This is a genomic window from Algoriphagus jejuensis, from assembly GCF_039523455.1.
GTDB lineage: Bacteria > Bacteroidota > Bacteroidia > Cytophagales > Cyclobacteriaceae > Algoriphagus > Algoriphagus jejuensis.
On the sequence record NZ_BAAAFI010000045.1, the window covers coordinates 1 to 25,918 of the forward strand.

The following is a 25,918-nucleotide window of genomic DNA, read 5'->3' on the forward strand; positions in this document are numbered from 1 at the left end:
CACAGCAAAACAAATAAGTTTAACCCCATTGTAATAGTTGTGAATTGCTTTCAAATCAGTACTTTCCTAGGGAAATCACAGCATCGCAGACGTGATCAGCATGGGGGCAGGCGTTGTGAATTGCTTTCAAATCAGTACTTTCCTAGGGAAATCACAGCAAGACGGCAAGTGAGATGCAACAGGCTAGAGTTGTGAATTGCTTTCAAATCAGTACTTTCCTAGGGAAATCACAGCTTTCGGTGAAACGTATAAATACCTTTGGTAGTTGTGAATTGCTTTCAAATCAGTACTTTCCTAGGGAAATCACAGCCAACAAGAAGAAGGGGTATTTTGCGAATTCGTTGTGAATTGCTTTCAAATCAGTACTTTCCTAGGGAAATCACAGCTAAATTTCCGAAATGCACAACGGTGGCGAAGTTGTGAATTGCTTTCAAATCAGTACTTTCCTAGGGAAATCACAGCCAGAATACACATCCTCCTCGTCGATCTCCGTTGTGAATTGCTTTCAAATCAGTACTTTCCTAGGGAAATCACAGCAGAAACACTTTTTGAACCCCAATTGTCTCTGTTGTGAATTGCTTTCAAATCAGTACTTTCCTAGGGAAATCACAGCAGGAATTTCGAACTTAATTACTTTCGATGGGTTGTGAATTGCTTTCAAATCAGTACTTTCCTAGGGAAATCACAGCTATGTGTTATTGTATGACGTGAATATAGGTGTTGTGAATTGCTTTCAAATCAGTACTTTCCTAGGGAAATCACAGCAGAAATTACCGTAGTGACGTTGTATGCATTGTTGTGAATTGCTTTCAAATCAGTACTTTCCTAGGGAAATCACAGCTTTTGCCTCAAAATATGACCTCAACTCATTGTTGTGAATTGCTTTCAAATCAGTACTTTCCTAGGGAAATCACAGCTCAGGAATTTTTGGCGATGGCCGGAACCGGGTTGTGAATTGCTTTCAAATCAGTACTTTCCTAGGGAAATCACAGCGACAGGTCAGGGAACGAGGAAGCTTTTAGGGTTGTGAATTGCTTTCAAATCAGTACTTTCCTAGGGAAATCACAGCATAGCATGAAGCGACCGAAGCGAGTACGTCGTTGTGAATTGCTTTCAAATCAGTACTTTCCTAGGGAAATCACAGCAAACAAAAACCGATTGACATCGACAATCCAGTTGTGAATTGCTTTCAAATCAGTACTTTCCTAGGGAAATCACAGCTTGTAAAGTTTCGGAGCATGGAATCTATAGTTGTGAATTGCTTTCAAATCAGTACTTTCCTAGGGAAATCACAGCGGATCATTCCCAGCAAATTATTGGACGCATGTTGTGAATTGCTTTCAAATCAGTACTTTCCTAGGGAAATCACAGCCATAAGACACAATCAGACAACGCAAAAATGGTTGTGAATTGCTTTCAAATCAGTACTTTCCTAGGGAAATCACAGCGTGGGGTGACAAAAAGAAAATAGCATATAGGTTGTGAATTGCTTTCAAATCAGTACTTTCCTAGGGAAATCACAGCCCACTAGTTTTCTAGACATATCTACATCTTGTTGTGAATTGCTTTCAAATCAGTACTTTCCTAGGGAAATCACAGCTCCACGGGGGCGGGGTAGCCCCCACTTAACGTTGTGAATTGCTTTCAAATCAGTACTTTCCTAGGGAAATCACAGCCCTCCAGCAGCAGCTCCAGAGTGCCAATAAGTTGTGAATTGCTTTCAAATCAGTACTTTCCTAGGGAAATCACAGCAATAGTCATACCAACAGCTTTGCACAGCCAGTTGTGAATTGCTTTCAAATCAGTACTTTCCTAGGGAAATCACAGCAAAAAAGGCAGGCCCTCGTACCGCCTGCCTGTTGTGAATTGCTTTCAAATCAGTACTTTCCTAGGGAAATCACAGCATACCAAGCCGTAACCGACTGGTATGTTGTTTTTTATGGCAAAAAACAGAATCAAAAAAGGCTGGTAGTTTGGCAAGGAAAAGAAAAGACCTGTCAGGTTTTCGAAACCTGACAGGTCTTTTTTCTACCTCAAAACAACTCCAATTGCTGGGAGGGCTGTTCCGGCTCCATGGGTTTGGTACCGTAGAAAATCTCCATCATCCCAAATTGCTTGTCGGTAATCGACATCATCCCCACCTTGCCCTTTGGAGGAAGGTTTTTCCTGACCCGTCTCAGGTGTACGTCCGCATTTTCCCGACTGGCGCAGAAGCGCATGTAGATCGAAAACTGGAACATGGCAAAGCCATCGTCCAAAAGCTTCTTTCGGAAAGAGGAGGCCATCTTCCGATCTTTTTTGGTCTCTGTGGGAAGGTCGAAAAAAACTAAGACCCACAATGTCCGGTATTGGTTAAGTCTTGAGAAATATCCATTATCCATACTCGGGATAGGAAATTTTCCTGCTGATGCCCGCAAAGCAATCAAAGAGCGAGCTCGTGGTCCGGCTGGCGGCTACCATCAAGGGACTTTTCTGCCCATCGATCACCACATCCAAGGCTGGGATACTCAAGAGTTCTTTCTTAAGGGAGGTAGTCAATTCGCTAAAATCATCCTCAGTCTCCACGATATGCGAGACGACCAAGTCCACGTAGGGACGATAGGGCTCCATGATGTCATCGGCCAGGCAGTAGGCATTGTACTTATTTCGATGCCAAATGCCCACATTGGGCAGCATTCCGGAGGACACCAGTGCCCTGGCGATTACCGCTCGAAGGATCGCATATCCGTAGTTGAGCAGATTGTTGGGCGGAAGGCCAGCCTGCTCTCTCGTAAAACCCGAAATCACGAACAGGTGTTGCCAATAGTAAGCGGCGGCTTGGCCTTCGTGGTTTTCTTTGTCCCCCGAACTTACACTCTTCGCCAAATGGCGAAGTTTTTGGGCCGGAATACCTTTCTCCTCCAAAAGGCCCGCCTGGTTGGCGATCTTGGCGGATACGGTCTGCTGCCAGAGATTTTTCTTCAGCGGTACACTGGCATCCAGTTGATGGCGGATGCGCTCGGTTTGTTCGCTATGCCCATGCATCGGAAGCAGCAACCCATCGGGCAGACGCTGGGCATTGCAGGAGACGATGGCGGTCTTTTGGGTGGTGAGCTTTGCAATCAATCCGTTGGTGATAGTGATCTGTTGGTTTTCTAGCACAATCATCCCAATGTCCTCAATCGGTACCGTTCGATCCGGCTGCCCGTCGGGAAAGCTGATGTGTAATTGCTCATTTTTGGTACTGAGGTAGGCTGGATTGCCGAAGAAAAGGGTTCTTTTGATCATGGAATGTTGGAAAACAAACCCTGACAGGTTTCAAAAACCTGTCAGGATTGACTTATTCGAAATCTTTATTCAAAATCAGCTCTCTCTTTACCGAGATCATATCCCGAACATGGGACATTCCATCGAAGAAATTTATGTAATAAGACCTATCTACCAGTGAAGCTTGCTCTGGGCGATTGTATGCCTTCCAGCTAGACCATTTCCAGTCTTCTATTGTATCTGTAAATCCGTGTTTGATGGGATTGAGGTGGATATAAAGAAAGGTTTCTTGCCACTGCTCTTCGCTTAGAATTGGCTTTCTTGAAAATGCCCTTTGAAACAGACTTCCTTTTCTTTCAAACCGCTTGTTGAAAGCTTTGGTGTAGGAATTAAAAAGGTCTGAGAATCCCTTGATCGCTGAATTTTTTGAGGGATGCCCGATCAGACCTGTCAGGTTTTGAAAACCTGACAGGTCTGTCGCCTTCACTCCCACCAGAAAATGGAAGTGATTTGGCATCAGGCAATAGGCGTAAGTATCCAACACATCACCCAAGTACTTCGCATACTGGCCAAGGAAATACCGATAGTTTTCCTCTTCCGGGAAGATGTTTTCCGAGCCGTTGGCGTGATTGTAGATATGGTAGGATTGGGAGGGTTCCACGATTAACTAGCCTATAATTGCCCCCAATCTGTCAATACTGAGTTTAACACAAAACTCTTTAATCATAACACCATCTATCGCTCGTTCCATCTTATTTAGAGGTGAGTACTCCAACTTATTCACAATAGGTACAGACACGTCATTCCTTACAAAAAAACATTGTGTTCCCGAGGAGCTCACCATCTTGTATAATCTGGAAGTCGACTCACCTCCAACTGGATCAACTCTAGAAACTGGAAATTCACCATCACCATCAACCACATACACAAGATCATTTGGCGAAAGGAAAAACAGCAAACCATCCCCTTTTTCATTTGTTCCGGGCACCGGACTTAAACCCTGCTTCTGCCTCTCTATCACAACATTCAAGGGAACTGTCTCATAAGACCTCTTCTTATTTTCATCCTGGTAAATTGCGAAATAAAGGTTAGTTCCTTTAGCCGCTTCGACAAATTTGCTCCCTTTATTACCTTTTTGGCCCACTACAAATTTATTGCCTTTCGGCTCGTATGTACGGACTTTCAAGATTGGTTGATGATGCTTCCCTCCGTTCAAGGCCTGTATATTCTTGTTCATTTCTTCAATTCCTTCCGGTGAAAATGCCAATAACTCCCCTGGAATCTCCTTTCCTTTTTCATCCACTCTGCCACTATAATTCTCCAAATGCCTCAGTAATATCTTCTGAATACCGGTATCAGTTATTGATTCAATTCTTTTTTCATCGAAGGCATCGTTTAGCGAGACTCTGGAAGCCACATTGTCTTCTTTCCAATAGTAAATTTCCACTTTGGAAATATCCTGGCCGTTAAACTTGTTATCAATCTCCTTGAAATGTCTTGAAATCTTCTTTCGATCTATTCCAATTGAAGTCAATCTCTGTAACTCCCTTCTCAACCCCTTATCAACTATATCTGGAATAAAATCCAATGCCTGATTTAATGAAACACTTTTCCTTCCTCTCAATTGAACAAGACCTGAAACCGTATCCTTGTGCATCGGTTTTCGAATAGCCCAGTTCACACCTGTTTGCACATGCAATTCCTTAACCGTCACCCCTTCTTTCTCTGTCCATTTCTCATACTTGTTACTCGCTTTATTTATCACCCTGAGGTTCTGTTTGAAGCTTACAATTATATTTTTCAATGCATCTTTTGCATCGGAAGTGAAGCTATTCCAAGGCTTAACAAAATCCCGCGGAACCTCTCGCTCAATTCTTTCACCCGTCTTTGGATCGATATAGGCCACTTTTTCATATTTTCTAAGCTTCCTATTCAGGTCATGTCGTTTGGCCGATTTAGCATGAAGGTTGTTCAAAAGGTTAACATGGTCTCTCGTAGCACAGGCAATGACCAGCGCATCCATTGCATGATGGCGATGGTCTATTCTCTTCTTCGAAAACCCTTTGGAAAACTCCAGAGGTACGGTAGGCAAAAACTTCTGGTGATTCTCATTCCAAGCGGTGAAATGAGTGGACTTAGTGAGTAGATTCATCCGCTCAAACCTAGGTAGTATAAGTTCGTTCCAAACATCATTCAACCCCCAGTCTTGCTTGAGCTCCGTCGTGATTTTCCCATTACCTGGGACAATATTCTTAGAGTTAACACCATCATCATTGGCATCCTCTCGGACGATATTTGACAACACCGACGTTATAAACTTGCTTATGTATCGGGTATCATTCATCTGTCGCTCAATCATCTTTTCCGGAATTTCCTCCAATAAGAGCTTATTTCGCTTTGAGCGGTTTTTGGCATAATTCTGCTTAACAAATTCTTCATAGGCAGCCACTTCAAAAACCTTCACTGACTTACCCATACCCAATTCGACTATCTGACCGTGGTGGCTCTTGATAAATTCAAGTCCGATTTGGTTACCCTTAAGCTTATTGACTGCAGTCTCACAAATGACCTTATTGCTAAAACTATCATCAAAATACCTGCTCTGCGGAATAATGTGCTCTATTTCGTATTCAGGACTGAATAGTCTATTAAGCGGAATAATCTTCCCTGTATAGGGAGAACAATATTTCTGCTCCAGCCAAAGCTTATATCTGCGGAGATCAGCACTTGACGGCTGTGGCGTTTTACTTATTTTCAATATATCATCCTCAATATCAATACCTGAGTTAAGCACCCCTTCCTCATAAACTTTCAGAATCTCCTGCTGCATTGGCGAATAAGGCCGTATGTTTTCGACATTAACGTCCTGTGCCATTTCTGCCAAAAGTGCCTTGATTCGCAGATTGGTATTTTCATTCTCAGTCATTCGATTAGTGATCTGCTTCCGCTCATCAGCGTTATTCTTCATCTCCCTACCAAGTTCGATGTGAATTTCACTGAAGAAGTCTCTAGCTCCCCCTCCATACTTTGACCAGATATCCTTGACCACTCTCAACGTCTCCGTGATCACCTGCTCTACTATAGGATTGCGAAGAGAGTGTTGCCTAAATTCTCGAAGATATTCTTCCATGTCATCCACAGAATTCCATTTGCCTATCTCAGCAGCCTCCGAGTGCCGTCCATACACAAGGTAGGATGAAATATGAAGCCTTAGCTTTTGGAATAGCTCGACGTCTCCGTCCAAAAACAGGCTGAGCTCTTGGTAAAGCTTCCTATTGATATCCTTATTCCATATCTCTCGATCCGAATTCGATATCTTTCTGTTTTGTTCTTCCAACTTCTGAAGTAGCTGCTCGATATTCTTTAAATAAGAAGGAGATGCCCGGACGACATCATTTTCATCCCAAAACTTACCTACCCTCATTAAGGGCAAAAGCTTCTTAATAGCCTTTTCTGAGAAAGCTCCATATTCGCTTTTGAATGGTGGAAATTTTCTAAACGCATCAACAAAAGAGCTTTCGTCCAGTTGTTTTTTAAAAGCAAAAGACTTCAAAGCCTTCTCATAATCTACTTTATCTGTCACGGAATAGATGATATGCCATAGCTGCTGCTCTACCGATCTGGTCAAAAAATCCTCCCGAATCCGCTCCACTTTATCCAGCCTCGTCCTGATCAAAGATCTAGTCTCATTACAGGGATATTTCTTGTCCTCCACATACTTCCAGCGATACTTCTCCACTTCGGCACTCAGCAATTTCCCTTTCCATCCTTTTTGCTTGAGTAGATATTCAAGCAAAACTTTCTGTTCTATCTCCCTTTTGTCGTTGAGGAATTCAAATAGTCCTTCCCAATCTTCCGAACTGTTCAGGAAATCACTGGTAATATTGACATCCTCATCCTTTCGGTAAATCGATAAATTGTAAATCCATTGCCAGATCCGAAATTCCTGATAGTAGGGATTCGACTTGGGAGTAGCTTTCAAAGGCTTAAACACCTGATTCCCATCGCTATCTTTTAGCGGATTCCCCTTCTCATCCTTCATCGGCCTTTTCTCCAACGAACAATTGCCAATGGATGACTTTTGGCTTTTCAAGGGCCGCTGATAAAAAATGATATCCTCCACGATCAGATGGACAAAATCCTTTCGTCCTAAAAGCATCTGATGCGCCTCGTTGTTACGATAGAGCTCCCGGACACAGTCCTCATAAAACTCCTGGCTCTGCAATTCCGAATGAAACTCCACTTGCTTTGCCAAAATCCGTCTGAGTTCATCTTTATAGAATTTCCGTTCTATCGTGCGAACCAGTTTTCCTTTAATTTTCTGCATGGGGTTTTGGAGCAACGAATCGTAGATATATGCACCGACGGTCTTATGCGACTGATCGATTTCTTGCTCAGTCCTCTTCTTTACCAATGTCCAATCATTCTCCCCAGGTGCTCTGAAGCTTCTTTTTACATTTCCTTCCTTGTCGGTTTTAAAGCTACCATCCTTTTCGAGACTGGTAGTAACGATGAAATCCCTAACCTTATCTTTCCAATCATACAAGGGAGTCTTGCTAGACCTTCTATACATCCATCCGTTTTCCAATATCAAGGAATACCAGACTTCTGGCTTTCCTTTTTGAGCCTCGTCTGCTAGTACATCCACTATCTTGAACGAGTGAAATTCTACCAGGTTATTCGGATTTTCATCCTCCTCTTCTCCACGCAACTGGTAATACCCCCTTTTTTGGTTGAAATTGAGAATGATCCAGGCCAATTCCTCTTTGGTGACTTTCTGGGTCAACGCCTTCTTCCTGAGAAAATAGATTGTCCAGTCATAGGGAATTAAGGCAGCATCACCTTTCTTGTTTATCAGCAGTTGGGGCTGAAATAGACGAAACTCCTCCAACATCTCCTGAAAGGATTCCTTGAACAGAAAACCATATTCATTTTTGCTTTTAGCAGCATTCCATACTGGCTGGTAGGCAAGCTTTGGCTCGGCATCGCCAACAAACTTCCCCAGACGCTTTTCGAAATCAATCCGCGAAGCATAGTGAGATGGCAGAAACCCCAACACATTCAACACCCTATGCAATCGCTCCCGTCTTAAGAGATGCCTTTCCTTGAGACGCCTGATGCTTCTCAATCGGGTCCGTTCAGCGGTTTGAGACACGGAGTTCCCCCTACCGAACTCTCCCAAGATATCCTGGGACATCGGTATAATCCGGCTCCCCATCCCGAGGATCTTGCCTTCTTTCTTTCCAAAATCCTGCTCAATCAGCGCCCACCCAATCGAGTTGGTTCCCAAGTCAAGTCCTAAAATCTTTTTCATATTATTTTGAAAGTTTTCCGTTTATCTCTACTTTGAGCCACTGATTTAAAAGCAATTCACAATAAGGATTATTCCGTTGTGTAAACATTCAAGGCGGCGCAAGTCGCCTTTTCTTTTTTCACCCTGCTAACCGATCCCCACTTCATAGAAAAAATGCTTCGTGGCGAACCATAGAAAGAGCCTTGCCATTGAGCAGATTAACTCTGTCGTTGTTTTCAGGAGCTGTTAAGTATCCGAAAAAACGTTCACTCTGCTCCTTTCCGCCAAGGCCGCTCCCCTTTTTGTTCGCCATATCCCTTCCTATTTCCAGCGCATTTTTTTTTGCATTTTCTTCGATCATTACCTAAGTCATGACCCAAAATATCCTTTTGCAATATATCATTCGGAAAACACTACGAAATACCCAGTACTGGGTATTTTTAGTCAAAGTCCGACAGGCATTGACAATCGTGTTTATGGCGTACTTAACAATTTGGCCTTAGCAATAAAAAAGCCCATCTGATGAAGGAAAGGCTCTGTTTTCATGTTGGTTTGGGGCCGAACTTATAAGAGTTTACATCCCAAACAGGCTCTCCTCCTTCTTTTTCCCCCGCAGGTTAAATGATACATGCGTCATCAGACGATTGCCGGCCCAAGCTCGGTCATTGGCGAGACTTTGGCTGATGGGCATTTGGTAATTGGAGCCAAAAGAAAACTGGCCCACATTCACCTCCACGCCCACCACATTGCTCAAAAGTTGGCCACCCGACTGGTAGACCTCGTACTTGCCATAGAGCAAGTCCTGCTGCTGGGTCTCGTAGAGAAGTCCCACGTTTGGATCGATGCGCACTTTCTGCTTGATGTTAAACTTATAGTAGGCCAACAGATTGCCGGTAAACTTATTCCCGTAACGGTAGTCATATTGATTCTCGGTATTGAGCTTGTAGCTCGCATTCACATTCACCCCAAAGTCCATCAGCCGGATATCATAAGCAGCATTGACCAGGAAGTCCGTGCTGCCCGAGCCCAGCTGGAAGTTGTTGGGTGAATCGGGCATCAGCTGCTCTCCATCTTCATATCTTCCCGTGGGAGCTTTCACCCCGGCGCCCAGCCAGAGGGAGTGGGCCAGCAGTTTTGAGCTACCTGTGGTGATGCGCGATTCAAACAGTTTGTAATTGAGGATCGCGACCACATCCCCTATCCCGTCTTTCTCGCCGCTCAGGCTTCCGTTTTCAAGCTCCCGACTGTTGAAATTATGGGGCAAAATCGCCATCACCCTCCATCGGGAGCCAAAGTTCCAAGCCCCCCAGGCTTCGATACTCTGGTAGCTTTCGTCCGAACTCAGGGGCGTACGTTCACCGGAAGGGCCCAAGTGGGTAGTCAGCAGCTTGGACTGGTACCGCAACCCGACAAACTTGTCGCTAAACTCCGGCAATATCCCCAAGTAATAGCTCCCCACACCACAGCCGCAGATATCACAGGCTAGGGAAGAAAATGGCAGCGCTGCAACCATCATCAGGATTATCAGTTTGTTTTTCATTTTTTAAATGGGCTGTTGATGGCCGGCTCCGCCAAAAGCGGATTGACAACGAAGTCGCGGTCATTCAGGGTTTGCAGAAATTCGATCAGTTGGCCTTTTTCCTCCTCGGTCATTTGGATGCCGATGGAGCCGTCTTCATTTCTGAAGGCTGAATCCAGGGTTTCCGAATTCACCATGCCAGTTCGGTAGTGCTCGATCACCCGGTTCAGGGTCAGAAATCTCCCATCGTGCATGTAGGGCGCGGTATATTCCCAGTTTCTTAGGCTTGGCACCTTGAATTTATACTTGTCTGCCGCATTGAGCGTGACATCGATGCGGCCTTGGTCATCGACGGGATTGGGAGCCAGACCATTGTTGCGAAAGCTCTGATCGGTGAGCAGGGGCTCAGCATGGCAGCTGGCGCAATGTTTCTCAAAAACCCGATAGCCCGCCAGCTGCCCGGGGGTGAAAACAGCCTCTTTTCTCCGCACTTTGTCATAGTCCGAATTGTCGCTCACCGCCAAGAGCATGTATTGGGAAAGGGCTTTGAAAAAGCGCGCATCCGTAATTTCCACCGTACCAAAGGCCTTTTTGAAAAGCCCCGGATACTCCGGATGCTCCCGCAGCTTCTTCAGCACATTGGGAATATTTTCATCCATCTCCACCGGGCTGGTGATCGCATTGATTGCCACCAGATCCAGGTCAAATACACCTCCATCCCAAAAGAAGCCCCCAGCCCAAGCCAGATTCATGATGGGCTGAGGATTGCGGATGCCCAACTGGTCGTCGATTCCGTGGCTCACGTCATGTCCATGATGGGTAAAAGCTGCCGTCTGGATATGGCAACTCCCACAGGCGATGGTGTTGTCTCGGGACAGGCGTGGCTCAAAAAAGAGACGCTTGCCCAGCTCAAAGCCATCTTTCGTCACTTCGTTTCTTGAGAAATTGTAAACCGGCTCCGGAAACCCTTCTGGCTGGACAAATCCCTGAAACTGCTCGGGATTTCTGTCTGCCGAATCGCAGCCCACGATCAGGACGCCAAGGACCCCAATCGAAAAAAGCAGCGCAAGACGGGTCATTCCCGCCCTGCCTGCTCGGAGCTTATAGTCCATCGGTTCCCTTGCTGAAATTTTCCGTATGGTCATGGCTAAACATTCCCGGGAAATTATTGGCGACATTGACGCTGAATCCGCTAAACATCACCGTTGGGTATTCGGGGATGCTGATGCTGTTCTCTCCGTCGAAGACCTTCATCACATCCACAAAGAGATGGACATTGCTCCTCAGGCCTTCACGCACTTGGGAGATTCCTCCCTGCTTCAGATCCATCGTGACTTCCTTGATATTGTTCAAGGTCGGCGCGCTGTAGCCGCCAAAACCGCCAATGTGATACCTAAACTGCTTATTCCCGGTCGGATCGCCCTGCTGGTCGTCGGAGATCAACGGACAAGTGCCCTCCATCTTGAAGAAGATATAGCCGCTATTCCAGCCCCAGTACATTCCACCTCCTGCATGTCCGTGCGAGGGGTCAAATGACAGCACGCCCGTCCTTTCCTCCACCGGCATGGTATTTCTCAGGCTATCTACGCCGAGGATAAATGAAACCTTGGTATAGTCTCCCTCCGGTACGGTCACCTTGGCAAAACGGCTGTCACGAGCACTTCCCTGGATCAGGAAGTAGCTGTCCTCCTGGGGCACAATGTACTCCGCACCTGTCTCGGTGTAGAGCTTGATGTTGCTGATAAAGTATTGCAAAGTGGTGATGGAAAACTCCTCGCCTTTCGCATTGACGTACTTGCGGGGAGCGAGCCCAAAAGTCTCCTCACCGACGATATTGTCAAACTCGAGGGAGAATTCGCCTGACTTGCTACTATCAGGACCGGAATCGTCCTGGATACATGCGGTAGTTGCCAGGGCAATGCCTGCAAAAAGAAGGAATTGGAAAAAAGCGCTTTGTATGGTTTGTGATAGATTTTTCATCGATTGTTTATTGTAAAATAAGACATGCTTCGCCCTGCTTCTGTTAGAAGACGGCAGGAACCTTAAACCCAAAAAGAAGGCGGCCTCTCGTGGGAAATCTGTTTTTTTTGTTTTTGGAAATAGGGTAATCCGCGTCTATGCCAGCAACAGGATTGGTCTATCCAAATCAAAGGGGATTCTGGCCTTGCCGAAACATCGGTCTTCCGCCCCCTATGAAGAAGCATATTCGATCACTGGCAAAATTGCTTATATACCTACTTGGAAATATCCTTTCCACCAGTAGCCTACATGCCTAAGGCATTATGCAGAGGCAAGACATGCCCTGGCCAAAAGGCGGGGCGAAAGACTGGGAAGAATGGGGAAAGGCTAGGTAAAAATCAGGCCGAGGGCGGCTTGTTGATTTCTTGAAAAAAGAAAGAGGTGAAAGGCTCAACATAAGCGGACTCCGCCTCGTGGAGCTGAGTCGCAGTAGCCAAAAATCCCTGCTCTAAACTGGGAGCGGCAATATATATCCCGAAATCGGTGCTGAACTTGTGCGTCGAGTTGGCGTCACGTTTCTCCTTGGCCTCCTTCATCTGCTCGGCCAGATAGCATTTGCCATCGCAATTCATCATCGGCTTGTCCTTGTTGACGCAAAAATTCTCGATGATGTAAGCCTTGTTCAACTCATAGCTCCCCCGAATCACCGAATACACCATGCTGTTGAGCATGAGTACGGAGCAGAGAAAGATATGGAACAGGGCTTTTAGCACGGCGCAAAGGTAGGCGAGGAAAAAGCTTCCGCAAAAGGATTTTCTGATTTAGCTAAGACCGAAAACGAAAGTCCTTCAAAGCTATAAAAGCAAATAGATTTGAAAAAAAAAGAGCATAATCAAACGTTATGCTCCTTCTATAACCCTGCCGAAATGCTACTAGGCTTCCCTTCTACACCCTCTTAAACACCACGGTAGAATTATGACCGCCAAATCCAAAGGCATTGCTCATCGCTGTGTTCACGGTTTTTCCCAGGGGCTGATTGACCACAATCTGGACTCCGGCCGGGATCGCAGGGTCGAGATTTTCGATATTGATCGAGGCAGGAATGACATTGTCTGTAATCGACTTGACCGCCAAGATCGCTTCCACTGCTCCGGCAGCACCGAGCAGGTGACCTGTCATGGATTTGGTAGAGCTCACCCAAAGATTCGGAGAACCTTGAAACACTTTGGCTACAGCATTCAACTCTGCGATATCGCCAACAGGAGTGGAGGTAGCGTGTAGATTCAGGTAGTCAAGATCGGCTGCATTGATTTGCGCTTCGGCCAAAGCGAGATGCATGGACTTGGCAGCACCGATCCCCTCCGGATGCGGTGTGGTCATGTGATACGCATCGGCGGTCATGGCGGCTCCGACGACTTCCGCATAGATCTTGGCGCCGCGCTTCTTGGCGTGCTCGTATTCCTCCAAAATCAGTGCTCCGGCGCCTTCTGCCATCACAAATCCATCACGATCTACGTCAAAGGGTCGACTGGCCGTCTTTGGATCGTCGTTGCGACCTGACATTGCTTTCATTGCCGCAAAGCCACCAAAAGACGCTGGCGTGATCGGCGCTTCCGAGCCGCCGGTGACGAAGACTTTGGCTTTGCCCAAACGGATATAATTGAACGCATCCATCAGCGCCGTATTGGAAGTCGCGCAAGCTGAAACCGGCGCATAGTTGATGCCCTGCAGTCCAAACTTCATGGAGATCAGGCCCGAGGCCATATTCAGAAGCAACTTGGGTATGAAAAACGGACTGAACCTCGGGTTGTAGTCGCCTTTCACGTAGTTCTCCACTTCACTTTCGAAGGTCTCCATCCCACCCTGACCGACTCCCCAGATCACACCAATATCAAAGGGATCAATGGTATTGAGTTCCAAACCGGAATCGGCGATCGCTTGCGATGCACTGTATAAGGCATACTGGGTAAAGAGATCGGTTCTCTTGATTTCGTTGCGATCCAAGAATTTCTCAGGCGCAAAACTCGCGACCTCGCTGGCAACCTGCGAGCGGAATCTGGAAGCGTCAAATTTGGTGACAATACCGGTGTTATTGACACCTTTCATGGCATTTTCCCAAAACAATTCCACGGAATCACCTAATGGATTGATGGTTCCCATACCGGTTACGACTACTCTTTTCATTCGATTTTTTGTTTCTGTTTCTATAGTACCAGATCTCTCCGGTGAAGTATCAACCACTAGATCACTGCCCAAAGTTCGCATTCAACTTGACATATCTTCCGATCATCTGGCAAAGATGGCGTATAGACCGATGCTTTAAAACACCTCCAGGTTGAAGAAAAAGGATCGGCAAGATTACCATTTTGTCCAAAATCCAATTTTCAAAACCATTGAAATGCATCACCGCTCTGGGATCGTCGCGCTTACCGATTCGCCATTCAAACAGCCTAATACCCCTTTAAACTCGACCCCAAATCCATATAAAACTACCATTACCGCGGCTTGAATTTGCTGTTACTAATTGCAAAAATAACTAACAGAGAGATAATCGGCCGACCTGCAATCATGCCGTCAAAGGAAAGCACCTTTGCCGCACGAAAGACCGCATGACTTCCAGAACAATACACCCGACCAACCTACTACATATCAATTAGTTAGGAAGCAATCATTTCAAACAATTAAAAACCAAGGCTTTATTCTCACTGCCCAAGGCTAGAGCCCTGAAGGACACTTTTCCTCTTTTCCCACACCAAAAAACCAATTAAACCACACAATTCTTATGGTAAAAATTATCCACAAATATTTTGTATCCATCTCGAGGATAGCCACACTGGCTCTCACCGTCCAGTGCTTCGGTCTGAGCGATGCCCAGGCTGGAACACTGAGGCTGCCTCCAGCAACCTCAGTGCCCGATCACTGGGCAGATGGGAACATCACAGGCACCGTGACCAATGCCGCAGGTGAGGCCATGCCCGGCGTGACCGTTTTGGTCGCTGGATCTACGACCGGTACAGTCACGGACCTTGACGGAAAGTATTCTCTGAACGTACCGGAGGGAGCAACTTTGGTATTTTCATTTATCGGCTATGATGCGCAAAACATCGCCCTCGGAGGCAGAAGTGTGATTGACGTAATCTTGACCGAAGGGATGTCTGCCTTGGACGAAGTCGTCGTAGTAGGATATGGCGTTCAGCGAAAGGCAAACCTGACCGGAGCAGTGGACCAAGTCGACTCGGAAGTCTTCGAAAACAGGCCTATTTCCAACGTCGCACAGGGATTGGTCGGGGCTGTCCCCAACTTGAACATCAAAATGTTGGACGGAAAGCCCACCCAGTCTCCAAGCTTCAACGTGCGGGGAACTACCTCCATCGGCCAGCAGGGTAGCGCCCTGGTACTGATCGACGGTGTGGAGGGCGATCCCCGGATGCTCAACCCCAATGACATCGCCAGCGTCACAGTCCTGAAGGATGCCGCTTCTGCATCGATCTATGGTGCCCGCGCAGCTTTTGGGGTAGTCTTGATCACCACCAAATCTGCCACTGAAGGCAAGACTTCCATTACCTATTCGGCGAATTTCTCCTCGAAATCCCCCACCTCCGTACCGGACAACATCACCGAATCTTACCCTTGGGCCAAAGGTTTCAACGATGCGTGGTCAGCTTGGAACGACAACGGAAACACACCCACTGCGATCAACAAAACCTTGCCTTTTTCCCAAGCTTATCTCGCTGAGATTAAAAGGCGCTGGGAAGACCCCTCTTTGCCACGAGTGGAGGTCAACCCCTCCACCGGTGAATACCAATACTACTACAGCACCGACTGGTATCAGGAATTGTACAAAGAGAGCTTTTTCGCCCAAGACCATAACCTGACCCTAACGGGTGGCGACAAGAAAACCTCCTACTATGTCAGTGGCCGCTACAACGGACAAGACGGACTGTTTCGGTACAACTCCGATACCTATGCCATGTATAACCTGCGGGCAAAAGGCTCGATCCAGCTTACTCCCTGGCTGCAGGTGGAAAACAACACCGACTACTCCCGAATGGCCTATCACCAGCCGCTTAACGTCGGCGAGGGTAGCGGGATCTGGAGAAACATGGCGGATGAAGGGCACCCCCTTGCACCTTTGCTAAACCCTGACGGCAGCCTGTCTTTCCCAGCGGCTTACACCGTGGGCGATTACTACATTGGCAAAAACGCGACCGACCAAGTGCAGCGATTCCTGAAAAACCGATTTGCTGCCAAGGCAGAGCTTTTCGAAAAGAAACTGACAATCAACGGAAACTTCACCTTCCAGACTACGGACAACAGCTACTTCCAAAAGCGTGTCCAAGTACCTTACAGCAGGTATGAGGGCGTGACCGGCTACACCGGAACCAACACCAACGACCTGCAGGATCGGAGAAACACGACCAATTACTATGCTACCAACCTGTACGCCAACTACCTGAAAACCTTTAACAACTCCCACAACCTGGGACTCTTGGGCGGATTCAACTATGAATCTTCTGTTTACGAAAACCTGACCACAAGACGCAACGGCATCGTGTTTCCTGATGCGGATGACCTCAACCTGGCTTTGGGCCAAAGTATCGTGACTAACGGAGGCTATCAAAAATGGGCTATTGCCGGAGGGTTTTTCAGAGTAAACTATGACTACCAAGGACGCTACCTGCTTGAAATCAACGGTCGCTACGACGGCTCTTCCAAATTCCCTACAGACCAGCAGTATGCCTTCTTCCCGTCGGCGTCTGTAGGATGGGCCGTTTCCGAAGAGTCTTTTTGGAAAGTCAGCCAGGGACTTTTGACCAGCCTAAAATTCCGTGCTTCCTACGGATCACTGGGAAATGGCAACATCAGCCCTTACTCTTTTACCGAAAACTTCTCGATCTCGCAGATGGGCCGCATCATCAACGGCCAGAGACCCCAAGCCACCAGCATGCCTGGTGTAGTGCCCGCGGGCCTGACCTGGGAGACCTCCACCACGGGCGACATAGGGCTGGATTTCGCCAGCTTGAACAACAGACTCCAGTTTACGGGTGACGTCTACCGCCGTTGGACTTCCGATATGTTTACCGTGGGACCTACGCTTCCTGCGATCTATGGCACGACCGTACCAAAAGGCAACTATGCCGACTTGGAAACCACGGGTTGGGAAGTATCCATCGCTTGGGCAGACGATTTTGCGCTTGCGACCAAGCCCTTCAACTACAACGTCCGGGTGATCATGTCCGACTACAAGGCCTTCGTCACCAAGTACAACAACGCGGACAAAAGGCTGACCGACTACTATGTAGGCCAACAAATCGGTGAAATCTGGGGCTATCAGGTGGAAGGTCTTTTCCGATCCGAGGAAGAGATCCTCAACTCACCTTCCCAAGCCAATATCCCCAACACCAATACCCGCAAGAATTACGTGGGAGACCTGAAGTTCAGAAACCTGGATGGTGACGACGTAATCTACCATGGCCTGAACCAAGTAGGAAACTCCGGCGACAAATCCATCATCGGCAACTCAGAGCCGCGCTATGCCTACGGGATCAACCTGAACGCAGACTGGAACGGCTTCTTCATCGGGGCATTCTTCCAGGGCGTCCTGAAGCAGGATTGGTATCCGTCCGCGGAGTCCCGATTCTGGGGACAGTACAACCGTCCTTACAACCAGTATCCAAGCTGGCACGAAGACAATATGTTTAGGGAAGAACTGGGCAACTTTGACGCTTACCTCCCTCGATTGGTTGGCTACATCTCCCAAGGAACCGGACGTGCCCTAAACATGCCTAACGACCGCTACCTGCAAAATGCCGCCTATATCCGACTGCGAAACATCCAGGTGGGCTACACCCTGCCTCAGCACCTGACCTCAAAAATCCACGCCAGCGACGTGAAAGTATATCTGTCTGCTGAAAATCTATGGACTTGGTCACCTCTATACAAATGGACTCGCGATACCGATGTCACCAGCATTTATGGTTCCGATCGAGATCTGAGCGGCGGCACCAGCGGGGACGGCTACAACTACCCGATGCTCAAGGCCATTTCCGCAGGGTTAACAGTTAATTTCTAATTCGAACACTCATGAAGATATTTCATTCTATCGCATCACTTCTGCTTCTTGCCGCAGTCACCTCCTGCAACCTGGACGAATTGCCGGTGGACACGGCCAGCAACGAGGCAATATTCGGCTCAGCCAGCGGGCTCGAGCTCTACAGCAATTCTTTCTATGACATCTTGCCCGGTACAGATGTGGGCATTTTCCAGGGCGATGACGTTTCTGACTTGGTAGCACGCAACGGGGTGGACAATTACCTGGCAGTGAATGCACTGAGTCCAATCACCAGCTCAGGATGGTCTTGGACCCAGCTGCGAAACATCAACTACTTTATTGAAAACGCAGAGCAAAGCACCGTGGCACAAAAAAACCACTACATCGGTATGGCCAGGTTCTTCAGAGCCTTGTTTTACTTCGAAAAGGTCAAGCGCTTTGGAGATGTGCCATGGGTTGACCAGACCATTGAGATCACAGACAGCCTCGCACTTTATGGACCAAGAGACGATCGTTTTGAAGTAATGGATAAGGTATTGGAGGACCTCAACTTTGCGATCGAGAATATCACGCTTACCTCTGACGCTTCCTCTACCCGAATCACAAAAAACGTAGCGCGAGCCTATAAGACCAGAATTGCGCTCTATGAGGCTTCTTTCAGAAAGTACCACACCGACCACGGAATGCAAGGCTCCGCCAACGCTTGGTACGAAGAAGTAGTGAAGACAGCCGATGAGATTACAGGTTTTAACCTTCACCGAAACGCCAATGCAGAGCGGTCCTATCGCGAGCTGTTTATCACGAAGACACCCTTCGCCGATGAAACCATTCTTGCCGTCGCCTTGGATGCAAGCCTTCAGGTATTCAGCTCCGCCAACAGAAGGTTCATCAGCCCGACCTATGGCAACCGACCAAGCTTGACCCGTAATTTTGTCAACACGTACCTCAAACTGGACGGCACGCCGTTTACTGATGATCCGGCGTACAAGACCACACCTTTTGTGGAGGAAGTGAAAAACAGGGATCTCCGATTGAAGCAGACAGTTCGTCTCGGTGACTACAACCGTACGGAAAACGGCGTTGCGGTCGTGGCTCCGCCAAATTTCAATCAGACTTTCACCGGATACCAGCCGATCAAATGGTGCTACGACGAGCGCTTCCCGTACGATGACGAGAGCAGAAACGACAATGCCCACATCATCATGAGATATGCCGAGGTACTGCTAAACAAAGCAGAAGCTCTGGCTGAGCTGGGAACCATGAACGCGAACCAGTGGGCCCTCACCATCGGGGTGCTTCGCCAGCGTGCGGGCATCACCGGCCCTACTTTGACCAACTTGCCGACCGTGGCCGATCCCTATTTGGTCGCCTATTACAAAGGCAAATTCACCAACCCGGTTTTGCTCGAAGTATTGCGTGAGCGTGCGGTGGAGATGGTCTTCGAAGGACTTCGTCCGGACGACCTGAGAAGATGGCATATCGGCGAACTGTTCGCGCAGGCTCCGATGAACGGGATGTACGTGCCGGGATTGGGAGAATACGATCTCAACGGAGACGGAGTGATGGACGTGTATTTCTACCAAGGCAGCAAGCCCAGCGCTTCCAATCCGGCGATCGCATTTGTCGACGTCAGTACCTCTACAGCGGCCGGTAGACTCCAGCTATCCAACGGGACATCCGGAGAAGTCATCTTCAATCCGGGAGTACGCGAATGGCTGGAAAAAAAGTACCTCTATCCAATCCCAGAAACCGACCGGATCATCAATCCAAACCTGGGACAAAACCCAGGCTGGTAACAAAAAACGCTTGATAAATTGAGATACCTTTCGGAAGTTTTCCAGCTGGAAAGCTTCCGAATTGTTTAAAATCAAAACAAAAATGAAAAACTACCTGATCGCAATTTTTGCCTGGACACTCTCGATGTCTGCCTTTGCACAGCAAAACCCAGAGATCAAAGTATCCAGCTACAATCTCCGGATGGACACACCCAAAGACAGTCTTAATGCTTGGCCGCTTCGCAAGGACAAGGTGAAAGCGCTGATCCAGTATCATGACTTTGACATCATCGGCACCCAGGAGGGTTTTATCCATCAAATCCAAGGCTTATTGGAAATGCCGGGCTTTGCCTACGTAGGCGCCGGCCGTGACGATGGCAAAACCGCCGGGGAACACTCCGCCATCGTGTACAAGACGGACTTGTTTAAGCTGCTCGACTCGGGCAACTTTTGGCTGAGAGAGAATCCCGACGAGCCGGGTTTGGGGTGGGATGCCACTTGCTGCAACCGAATCGCCTCTTGGGCGCTTTTTGAGGACAAAAGAACCGGAAAGGAATTCTATTTTTTCAACGCCCATTTTGACCATCAAGGCGTGGTGGCCAGAAGAGAATCAGGAAAACTGATGGTGAAAAAGATCCAGGAAATCGCAAAGGACAAACCCGTGATCTGCACCGGCGACTTCAACTCTACTCCCGACACCGAGCAGATTGTGAGTCTGTCAGCCTTGTTGGGTGATGCCTACACCGTCACCAAAATGCCTCCCTACGGTCCCGTGGGCACCAGTAACGGATTCAAGTTTGACGCGCCGATGAAAAACCGCATCGATTACATCTTCGTCAGCAAAGACTTCAACGTATCGAAGTATGCGGTCTTAACCGACGCATTGGATCAGCGCTATCCCTCCGATCACCTCCCAGTGGTGGCTACTGTACATTTTGTAAAGTAAGCTGTAGCCAAAAAAATACGAAACAAGGCTGTCTCGGAGTGGGACAGCCTTTTTTTATATGCAATTGAACAAAAAAACTTACTCGTACCAGACCTGAAAATGGGTTCCCAGCTACTACGCCAAGCTTCCAAATACAAAAAGCCAGCTCGATTGAACTGGCTTTTGTAGAGAGGAAGGGATTCGAACCCTCGATACCCTTTTGGAGTATACACACTTTCCAGGCGTGCTCCTTCAACCACTCGGACACCTCTCTAGGTTGATTTCCTGACCCACTTTCTGAATCGGAGTGCAAAGAAAATTATTATTCCCCCCGATTCCAAACCCTCCCGCGTATTTTCCCGAAAAATCAAGCAGTAATCTCTCCCATCAGGGATTGGGTCAGCTTGAGGCAGATTTCATCTCGGGTGTAGTTCTGTCCCAATAAGAACATCAGCTTGGTCACTGCCGCTTCGGTCGTCATATCCGCTCCACTCACCACGCCTACAGCCAGCAATTCCTTGCTGGTCTCGTACCTCCCCTGAATCACCCGGCCCCCGTTGCATTGAGACACGTTCAAGATAATCAGCCCTTTTTTGATGGCGCGTTCCAGGGATTTCATAAACCACCCCTCGGAGGGACTGTTACCAGAGCCATACGTCTCCAGCACCACTCCCCGCAGCCCTTCAATGGCGAAGCACGCGTCCATAATCTTATCCGTGATACCGGGAAACAGCTTTAAAATCATCACCCGGTTGTCCAGTTGATTCATCTTGACGAGTTTTTTGCTTGGTTCGTAAGGTCGGATCGCATTCATATTGTAGTCGATCACGATCCCCGCCTCCGCCAGATTCGGATAATTTTCCGATTCGAAGGCATCAAAGTGAATGCTTTGAACCTTCTTGGAACGGTTGCCACGCAGCAGCATGTGGTTGAAAAAGATACACACTTCAGGTACTATCGGCCGGCCGTCCATCTTTGCGGTAGCGATCTCCAGCGCTGTCATCAGGTTTTCCCGAGCGTCCGAGCGCATCGCCGAAATAGGCAACTGGGCCCCCGTAAAGATCACTGGTTTGTTCAAACCATGAAGCATATAGCTCAGCATGGAGGCGGAATACGCCATGGTATCCGTCCCATGCAGTACGACGAAGCCATCGTAGCTATCGTAGTTTTCATGGATGATATAGGACATGTCGATCCAGTGGCGCATAGTGACATTGGAGGAGTCAATCGGCTCCGGAAAAGAGATCACTGTAATGGCTACGTCCATATTGGATAAGATCGGGATCTTTTCCAGAATCTGACCAAAGTTGAAAGGAACCAACGCTCCGGATTCGTCATAGGCCATCCCCAGTGTTCCTCCGGTGTAGATGATTAAAACTGACGCTGTTTTTGCGGTTTTCCGCCCCGTATTTAGTCGGACTATTTTATAATTCATACCGTGATTTCCTTGAATAGATTCAGTGCGTTGGCCTTCGTGGCCCGCGCAACCTCTTCTGCCGATAGCTGGAGCAAGTCCCCTACCCGCTGAGCAATATAAGGCAAGTAGGCTGGAGTATTTCTTTTGCCTCGATGAGGTACCGGCGCTAAATAAGGCGCATCAGTCTCCAACACCAAATGCTCCAAACCAATCGAGGGCAGAACACTGTCTAACCCTCCATTTTTGAAAGTAACTACTCCGCCTATACCGAGGAGAAAACCCAACTGGATGATTTTCTGCGCTTGTTCGAGCGTACCGGTGAAGCAGTGAAAAATTCCGAAAAGCGATCCTTCTTGCGCTGAATCGATAATTTTGATGGTCTCATCGATGGATTCCCGGCAGTGCAGCACTACAGGAAGACTGTACTTCTTGGCCCAGTCGAGCTGGATATTCAGCGCCTCTTTTTGATTTTCAAAGGAGGTTTTGTCCCAATACAAATCCGTCCCGATCTCCCCGACCGCGGCGAAAGACCGCTTGCTCAACCATTCCTCCATCACATAGAGTTGCTGATGGAAATCCGCCTTGACGTCGCAGGGATGCAGTCCCATCATCGGGACGCACAGGTCTCCGTAGCGAGATTCGCAGTCCAGCATCCGGTCGATGGTTTCCACATCGACATTTGGCATATAGATCCGCTCGATGCCCGCTGTTCGAATCTCCTCGATCACCTGATCTCGGTCTGCATCAAACTTGGTGGAATAGATATGCGCGTGGGTATCGATCAGGTTCATGGGTAGCTGCGGGACTTCCATTGTACTTTGGAGGGCCAAAAATAATAAAGAATCGTCAGGCTGAACCCTACTATCTGGTAAAAATCAAAGAATAGCAGGGAAAACAGTCCAATTTTTTGCCTTGCCTTTCCTGCGAAAATCCGGAGAAAACCGCTTTGAAATAAAACTTTCAACCCCCAAACCAACAGACCAAGCTGCCAGTGGAATATCGTCAAGGCGATCACAAATGGAAAAAACAAAAACTGCAAACCCAGCAATATCTTCCAGGGAATCGAAAGCGTCACCGCACCTGTCACCCAGCGTTTACGTTGATCGAGCAAAGATTTTAAATCTTTCTCTGCCTTGGTTTTAACCAAAAATCCTTCCGTCACCTGATGGCAAAGTCGATAGCCTGCGCTCCTTACTGATCGGGATATTTCGAGATCTTCAGTCACCGACTGCCTGAGCGACTCAAATCCACCACATGCCAAATAAGCTACGCTACTAATGACCATATTATTTCCCAGCCCCGTCGTCGGGAGATTTAGATCGGTCACCACCTTCACTATCCCCAGCGTGTTCCACCATTCCAACTCCTGCATTTTTGCAAAAAAACCAACACCTTTCACCTGGGTTATCCCGATCACCATTCCAATCTCGCCTTCGAAACTGCCCACCCCGTCTTTGATCCAACTCGTCGGCACCTCGCAATCCGCATCTGTAAAAAAGAAAAACTCGCCTGACGCCTCTTTGGCAATGATCGCCAGGGCATTGGCTTTGCCGTTGGTCTGATAGCGCCCCACCTGATGCGAGCCAATGGAGATCAAGCGTCGATTGGGAAAATCACTTGCCCAGTCAGCGACCAGACTTGCCGTTTGATCGCTGCTCTGATCGTCGGCAATCAGGATCTCCAGCAGGTCAGCCGGATAGTCCAGTTGGCCGATACTCTTTAACAAACGCGGCAGTGATTCCTCTTCATTTCGTGCGGCGACCAAGATGGATACTTTGGGGAGAAAAGTTGGAGAATTGGAAACCTGCTTCCAGTTGACTTTCATCAAAGTCAGTAAAAGGAGGTACTGAACGATCAGCAAGCCAGCTAAAACGACCAACCAAACCACCGTCATAGCAGCCTGGTTTCAAAGCCGTTTTGCCTCAAAAATTCAAGATAGCTCGGGAGCACCTTGGGTACCACTTCCCGCGTTTTTTGCTGATCATGGAAAAGGACGATGCTGCCCGACCGTGTATTTTCCTGCGTTTTGTGCAAAATCCGGGATGCTTTCAGCGAAGGATCATAGTCGCCGGAAAGCACATCCCACATGACAATCTTTTTGCTTTCCAAGAGCACTTTCGCTTGCGAACCTTTCAGCAAACCGTATGGGGGACGAAACAGCTCAGTTTTGAGCCCAAGTCCCTCTTCCAACACCCGATCAAACTCACGGACATTTTCGAGGTAATCCGTATCGGCTGTTTTCCAGCCATTGCGGTGATTGAAAGTATGATTGCCAATGGCGTTCCCTGCGTCTAGGACTTCCTTGGCAAGCGACCTGTGTTTTCGGACGTTGTCTCCCACCATGAAAAACGTGGCTTTCTGCCCTCTTTTTGCCAACTCATTCATGACATAGTCCGTCACTCCGGGTACCGGCCCATCGTCGAAGGTGAGGTAAACGCACTTTCCCGAAGGGTCTCCTTTCCAAATTCTCTTAGGAAAAAGCAACTGAACGGCCCGAGGTACAGTGTGCCAAATCATCGTCTAGCTAAATCTAAGGCTGAGTAGAGTCAGGTCATCTCGTAAAGGAACATCCTGCGTGAACGCCTGCATCTGCGTAAAAAAATCCTGATGAAAATCCTCCGGATGCACGCGTAGGTGCGACTCCACAAACCTGTCAAAACGATCCTCCCCAAACTCTTCCTCCTCCGGATTCATTGCCTCGGTCAATCCATCTGTGTAGAGATGAATGGTGAATTTTTCGAGACTTCGCCGCTCTCCAATTTCCAAAAACGGCAGCTCATCGAAAGCTCCCAGGATGGTGGTACCGGCTTCTAGCAGCTCGGTTTTTCCCGACTTTTCCAAACAAAGCACGGGCGGGTTATGACCTGCATTAACAAAGCGAAGACGTTTGGTCTTGAAATTATATTCTCCGAGGAAGAAGGTGATGAATCGCTCCCCCTTGGTGTTTTCGATCAGGGTGTAGTTAAGCTGATGGATAATCACGCTGAAGCCGGCATCGCTTCGCAGCAAAGTCCGGAGTGCGGCCTGGAAGTTGGACATCAGTAGCGCAGCAGAAATCCCCTTGCCCGACACGTCGGCGATACAGAAATAAACAACATCATCCGACTTTCGAATCAGGTCGTAATAGTCACCACCCACCATGCTGTGAGGATAGTACGTCACCTTGGCCTTGAGCTCCTCGGTGTCAGGCAGCGACGCCGGAAACAACATTTGTTGCACCTGTGACGCGATAGCAACCTCCCGATTAAGTACTTCTTGCTGGAGTTGTTTCCGGGCAAAGCGTTTGTTTTCCAATGCTACGACCAAGATATTGGTTAGTGCCTGGGTGAAATCCAAGTCCAGTTCGGTCGCAGCTGACTTCCTTTTCAAAAATAGGATCGCCAGCATCTTGTCCTTGTGATAGACCGGCAGATAGGTCTCCAACTCGTCAAAGCTATATTCATCGCCCAACTGAATCTGAAGCTGACCAAACTCCTTTTGATCGACCACCTGATCGGTGTTCAGCGTCACCGGCACTTTTCCCTTCACTCCGTGCGAGATCTTTCTTTCAAACACCTCATCTTTCGACACATAGAGAATCAAGGATTTGATGTCCAGATGCACCAAGCAGGTGAACTTAAAAATATTGACCAGGACCGTCTCAGACTGATTTTCATTGATCGCCTGAGTAATCTCCAGGAGAGCTTTAAGCTCGAGTCCTTTTCGTTCGTATTTGTAGGTTTCGTCAATCAA

18 protein-coding genes, 1 tRNA gene and 1 CRISPR repeat array are annotated in these 25,918 nt (G+C 47.9%); of the genes, 3 read left to right on the forward strand and 16 right to left on the reverse strand.

Annotation, left to right across the window (positions count from 1 at the left end):
* Positions 1 to 36: 36 nt before the first annotated feature.
* Positions 37 to 1,904: a CRISPR direct-repeat array (repeat unit 46 nt; unit sequence GTTGTGAATTGCTTTCAAATCAGTACTTTCCTAGGGAAATCACAGC).
* A gap of 129 nt (positions 1,905 to 2,033) precedes the next feature.
* The 10 genes from cas2 to fabF all read right to left on the reverse strand — a co-directional run bounded on the left by cas2 (position 2,034) and on the right by fabF (position 14,201).
* Positions 2,034 to 2,381 (reverse strand): CRISPR-associated endonuclease Cas2, encoded by a 348-nt coding sequence (gene cas2, locus ABD031_RS17845; protein WP_343853923.1) that lies wholly within the window; start codon positions 2,379 to 2,381, stop codon positions 2,034 to 2,036.
* Entirely contained in the window at positions 2,374 to 3,267 is an 894-nt protein-coding gene (cas1, locus tag ABD031_RS17850; protein ID WP_343853926.1) for a type II CRISPR-associated endonuclease Cas1, read from the reverse strand. The genes cas2 and cas1 overlap by 8 nt, the downstream gene beginning before the upstream one ends.
* Positions 3,268 to 3,319: 52 nt before the next feature.
* Positions 3,320 to 3,907 (reverse strand): transposase, encoded by a 588-nt coding sequence (locus ABD031_RS17855; protein ID WP_343853928.1) that lies wholly within the window; start codon positions 3,905 to 3,907, stop codon positions 3,320 to 3,322.
* 6 nt (positions 3,908 to 3,913) lie between these two features.
* Positions 3,914 to 8,560, reverse strand: coding sequence for a type II CRISPR RNA-guided endonuclease Cas9 (gene cas9, locus ABD031_RS17860; protein ID WP_343853931.1), 4,647 nt, complete (start codon positions 8,558 to 8,560; stop codon positions 3,914 to 3,916).
* Between the two features lie 142 nt (positions 8,561 to 8,702).
* Positions 8,703 to 8,900 (reverse strand): hypothetical protein, encoded by a 198-nt coding sequence (locus ABD031_RS17865; protein ID WP_343853934.1) that lies wholly within the window; start codon positions 8,898 to 8,900, stop codon positions 8,703 to 8,705.
* A gap of 213 nt (positions 8,901 to 9,113) precedes the next feature.
* Entirely contained in the window at positions 9,114 to 10,079 is a 966-nt protein-coding gene (locus ABD031_RS17870; RefSeq protein WP_343853937.1) for a transporter family protein, read from the reverse strand.
* Entirely contained in the window at positions 10,076 to 11,203 is a 1,128-nt protein-coding gene (locus ABD031_RS17875; RefSeq protein ID WP_343853939.1) for a cytochrome-c peroxidase, read from the reverse strand. The genes ABD031_RS17870 and ABD031_RS17875 overlap by 4 nt, the downstream gene beginning before the upstream one ends.
* Positions 11,160 to 12,038 (reverse strand): MbnP family protein, encoded by an 879-nt coding sequence (locus tag ABD031_RS17880; RefSeq protein ID WP_343853941.1) that lies wholly within the window; start codon positions 12,036 to 12,038, stop codon positions 11,160 to 11,162. The genes ABD031_RS17875 and ABD031_RS17880 overlap by 44 nt, the downstream gene beginning before the upstream one ends.
* A 377-nt stretch (positions 12,039 to 12,415) precedes the next feature.
* Positions 12,416 to 12,790: a hypothetical protein gene (locus tag ABD031_RS17885; protein WP_343853942.1), complete on the reverse strand. Its 375-nt coding sequence runs from the start codon at positions 12,788 to 12,790 to the stop codon at positions 12,416 to 12,418.
* Between the two features lie 172 nt (positions 12,791 to 12,962).
* On the reverse strand, positions 12,963 to 14,201 hold the full coding sequence (gene fabF, locus ABD031_RS17890; RefSeq protein WP_343853945.1) for a beta-ketoacyl-ACP synthase II: 1,239 nt from the start codon (positions 14,199 to 14,201) through the stop codon (positions 12,963 to 12,965).
* Positions 14,202 to 14,799: 598 nt separating this feature from the next.
* On the opposite strand from fabF, the gene ABD031_RS17895 reads away from it, so the two are divergent.
* From ABD031_RS17895 to ABD031_RS17905, 3 genes are all read left to right on the forward strand, one after another.
* Positions 14,800 to 18,090, forward strand: coding sequence for a SusC/RagA family TonB-linked outer membrane protein (locus ABD031_RS17895; RefSeq protein ID WP_343853947.1), 3,291 nt, complete (start codon positions 14,800 to 14,802; stop codon positions 18,088 to 18,090).
* Positions 18,091 to 18,101: 11 nt separating this feature from the next.
* Positions 18,102 to 19,865 (forward strand): RagB/SusD family nutrient uptake outer membrane protein, encoded by a 1,764-nt coding sequence (locus ABD031_RS17900; RefSeq protein ID WP_343853949.1) that lies wholly within the window; start codon positions 18,102 to 18,104, stop codon positions 19,863 to 19,865.
* Positions 19,866 to 19,947: 82 nt separating this feature from the next.
* Positions 19,948 to 20,790 (forward strand): endonuclease/exonuclease/phosphatase family protein, encoded by an 843-nt coding sequence (locus ABD031_RS17905; RefSeq protein ID WP_343853951.1) that lies wholly within the window; start codon positions 19,948 to 19,950, stop codon positions 20,788 to 20,790.
* 165 nt (positions 20,791 to 20,955) lie between these two features.
* On the opposite strand, the gene ABD031_RS17910 is transcribed toward ABD031_RS17905, so the two are convergent.
* From ABD031_RS17910 to ABD031_RS17935, 6 genes are all read right to left on the reverse strand, one after another.
* Positions 20,956 to 21,043, reverse strand: a tRNA-Ser gene (locus ABD031_RS17910).
* Positions 21,044 to 21,136: 93 nt separating this feature from the next.
* A complete protein-coding gene (locus ABD031_RS17915; protein WP_343853953.1) occupies positions 21,137 to 22,204 on the reverse strand; it encodes an asparaginase in 1,068 nt (355 codons plus the stop codon).
* On the reverse strand, positions 22,201 to 22,977 hold the full coding sequence (locus tag ABD031_RS17920) for a TatD family hydrolase (RefSeq protein WP_343853954.1): 777 nt from the start codon (positions 22,975 to 22,977) through the stop codon (positions 22,201 to 22,203). The genes ABD031_RS17915 and ABD031_RS17920 overlap by 4 nt, the downstream gene beginning before the upstream one ends.
* Positions 22,974 to 24,080 carry a glycosyltransferase gene (locus ABD031_RS17925; protein ID WP_343853956.1) on the reverse strand — a complete coding sequence of 369 codons (1,107 nt, stop codon included), beginning with the start codon at positions 24,078 to 24,080 and terminating at the stop codon, positions 22,974 to 22,976. Before ABD031_RS17925 ends, ABD031_RS17920 begins: the two co-directional genes overlap by 4 nt.
* Positions 24,077 to 24,703: a polysaccharide deacetylase family protein gene (locus ABD031_RS17930; RefSeq protein WP_343853958.1), complete on the reverse strand. Its 627-nt coding sequence runs from the start codon at positions 24,701 to 24,703 to the stop codon at positions 24,077 to 24,079. Before ABD031_RS17930 ends, ABD031_RS17925 begins: the two co-directional genes overlap by 4 nt.
* A gap of 3 nt (positions 24,704 to 24,706) precedes the next feature.
* Complete coding sequence (locus ABD031_RS17935) at positions 24,707 to 25,918, reverse strand: PP2C family protein-serine/threonine phosphatase (protein WP_343853960.1); 1,212 nt, start codon at positions 25,916 to 25,918, stop codon at positions 24,707 to 24,709.

What these genes read in the sequence shown, in the direction of transcription:
- ABD031_RS17930 (WP_343853958.1), bottom strand. Translation starts at nt 24,703, where the DNA reads ATGATTTGGCACACTGTACCTCGGGCCGTTCAGTTGCTTTTTCCTAAG.
- fabF (WP_343853945.1), bottom strand. Translation starts at nt 14,201, where the DNA reads ATGAAAAGAGTAGTCGTAACCGGTATGGGAACCATCAATCCATTAGGT.
- ABD031_RS17905 (WP_343853951.1), top strand. Translation starts at nt 19,948, where the DNA reads ATGAAAAACTACCTGATCGCAATTTTTGCCTGGACACTCTCGATGTCT.
- cas9 (WP_343853931.1), bottom strand. Translation starts at nt 8,560, where the DNA reads ATGAAAAAGATTTTAGGACTTGACTTGGGAACCAACTCGATTGGGTGG.
- ABD031_RS17880 (WP_343853941.1), bottom strand. Translation starts at nt 12,038, where the DNA reads ATGAAAAATCTATCACAAACCATACAAAGCGCTTTTTTCCAATTCCTT.
- cas2 (WP_343853923.1), bottom strand. Translation starts at nt 2,381, where the DNA reads ATGGATAATGGATATTTCTCAAGACTTAACCAATACCGGACATTGTGG.
- ABD031_RS17920 (WP_343853954.1), bottom strand. Translation starts at nt 22,977, where the DNA reads ATGAACCTGATCGATACCCACGCGCATATCTATTCCACCAAGTTTGAT.
- ABD031_RS17875 (WP_343853939.1), bottom strand. Translation starts at nt 11,203, where the DNA reads ATGACCATACGGAAAATTTCAGCAAGGGAACCGATGGACTATAAGCTC.
- ABD031_RS17895 (WP_343853947.1), top strand. Translation starts at nt 14,800, where the DNA reads ATGGTAAAAATTATCCACAAATATTTTGTATCCATCTCGAGGATAGCC.
- ABD031_RS17925 (WP_343853956.1), bottom strand. Translation starts at nt 24,080, where the DNA reads ATGACGGTGGTTTGGTTGGTCGTTTTAGCTGGCTTGCTGATCGTTCAG.
- ABD031_RS17870 (WP_343853937.1), bottom strand. Translation starts at nt 10,079, where the DNA reads ATGAAAAACAAACTGATAATCCTGATGATGGTTGCAGCGCTGCCATTT.
- ABD031_RS17915 (WP_343853953.1), bottom strand. Translation starts at nt 22,204, where the DNA reads ATGAATTATAAAATAGTCCGACTAAATACGGGGCGGAAAACCGCAAAA.
- cas1 (WP_343853926.1), bottom strand. Translation starts at nt 3,267, where the DNA reads ATGATCAAAAGAACCCTTTTCTTCGGCAATCCAGCCTACCTCAGTACC.
- ABD031_RS17865 (WP_343853934.1), bottom strand. Translation starts at nt 8,900, where the DNA reads ATGATCGAAGAAAATGCAAAAAAAAATGCGCTGGAAATAGGAAGGGAT.
- ABD031_RS17900 (WP_343853949.1), top strand. Translation starts at nt 18,102, where the DNA reads ATGAAGATATTTCATTCTATCGCATCACTTCTGCTTCTTGCCGCAGTC.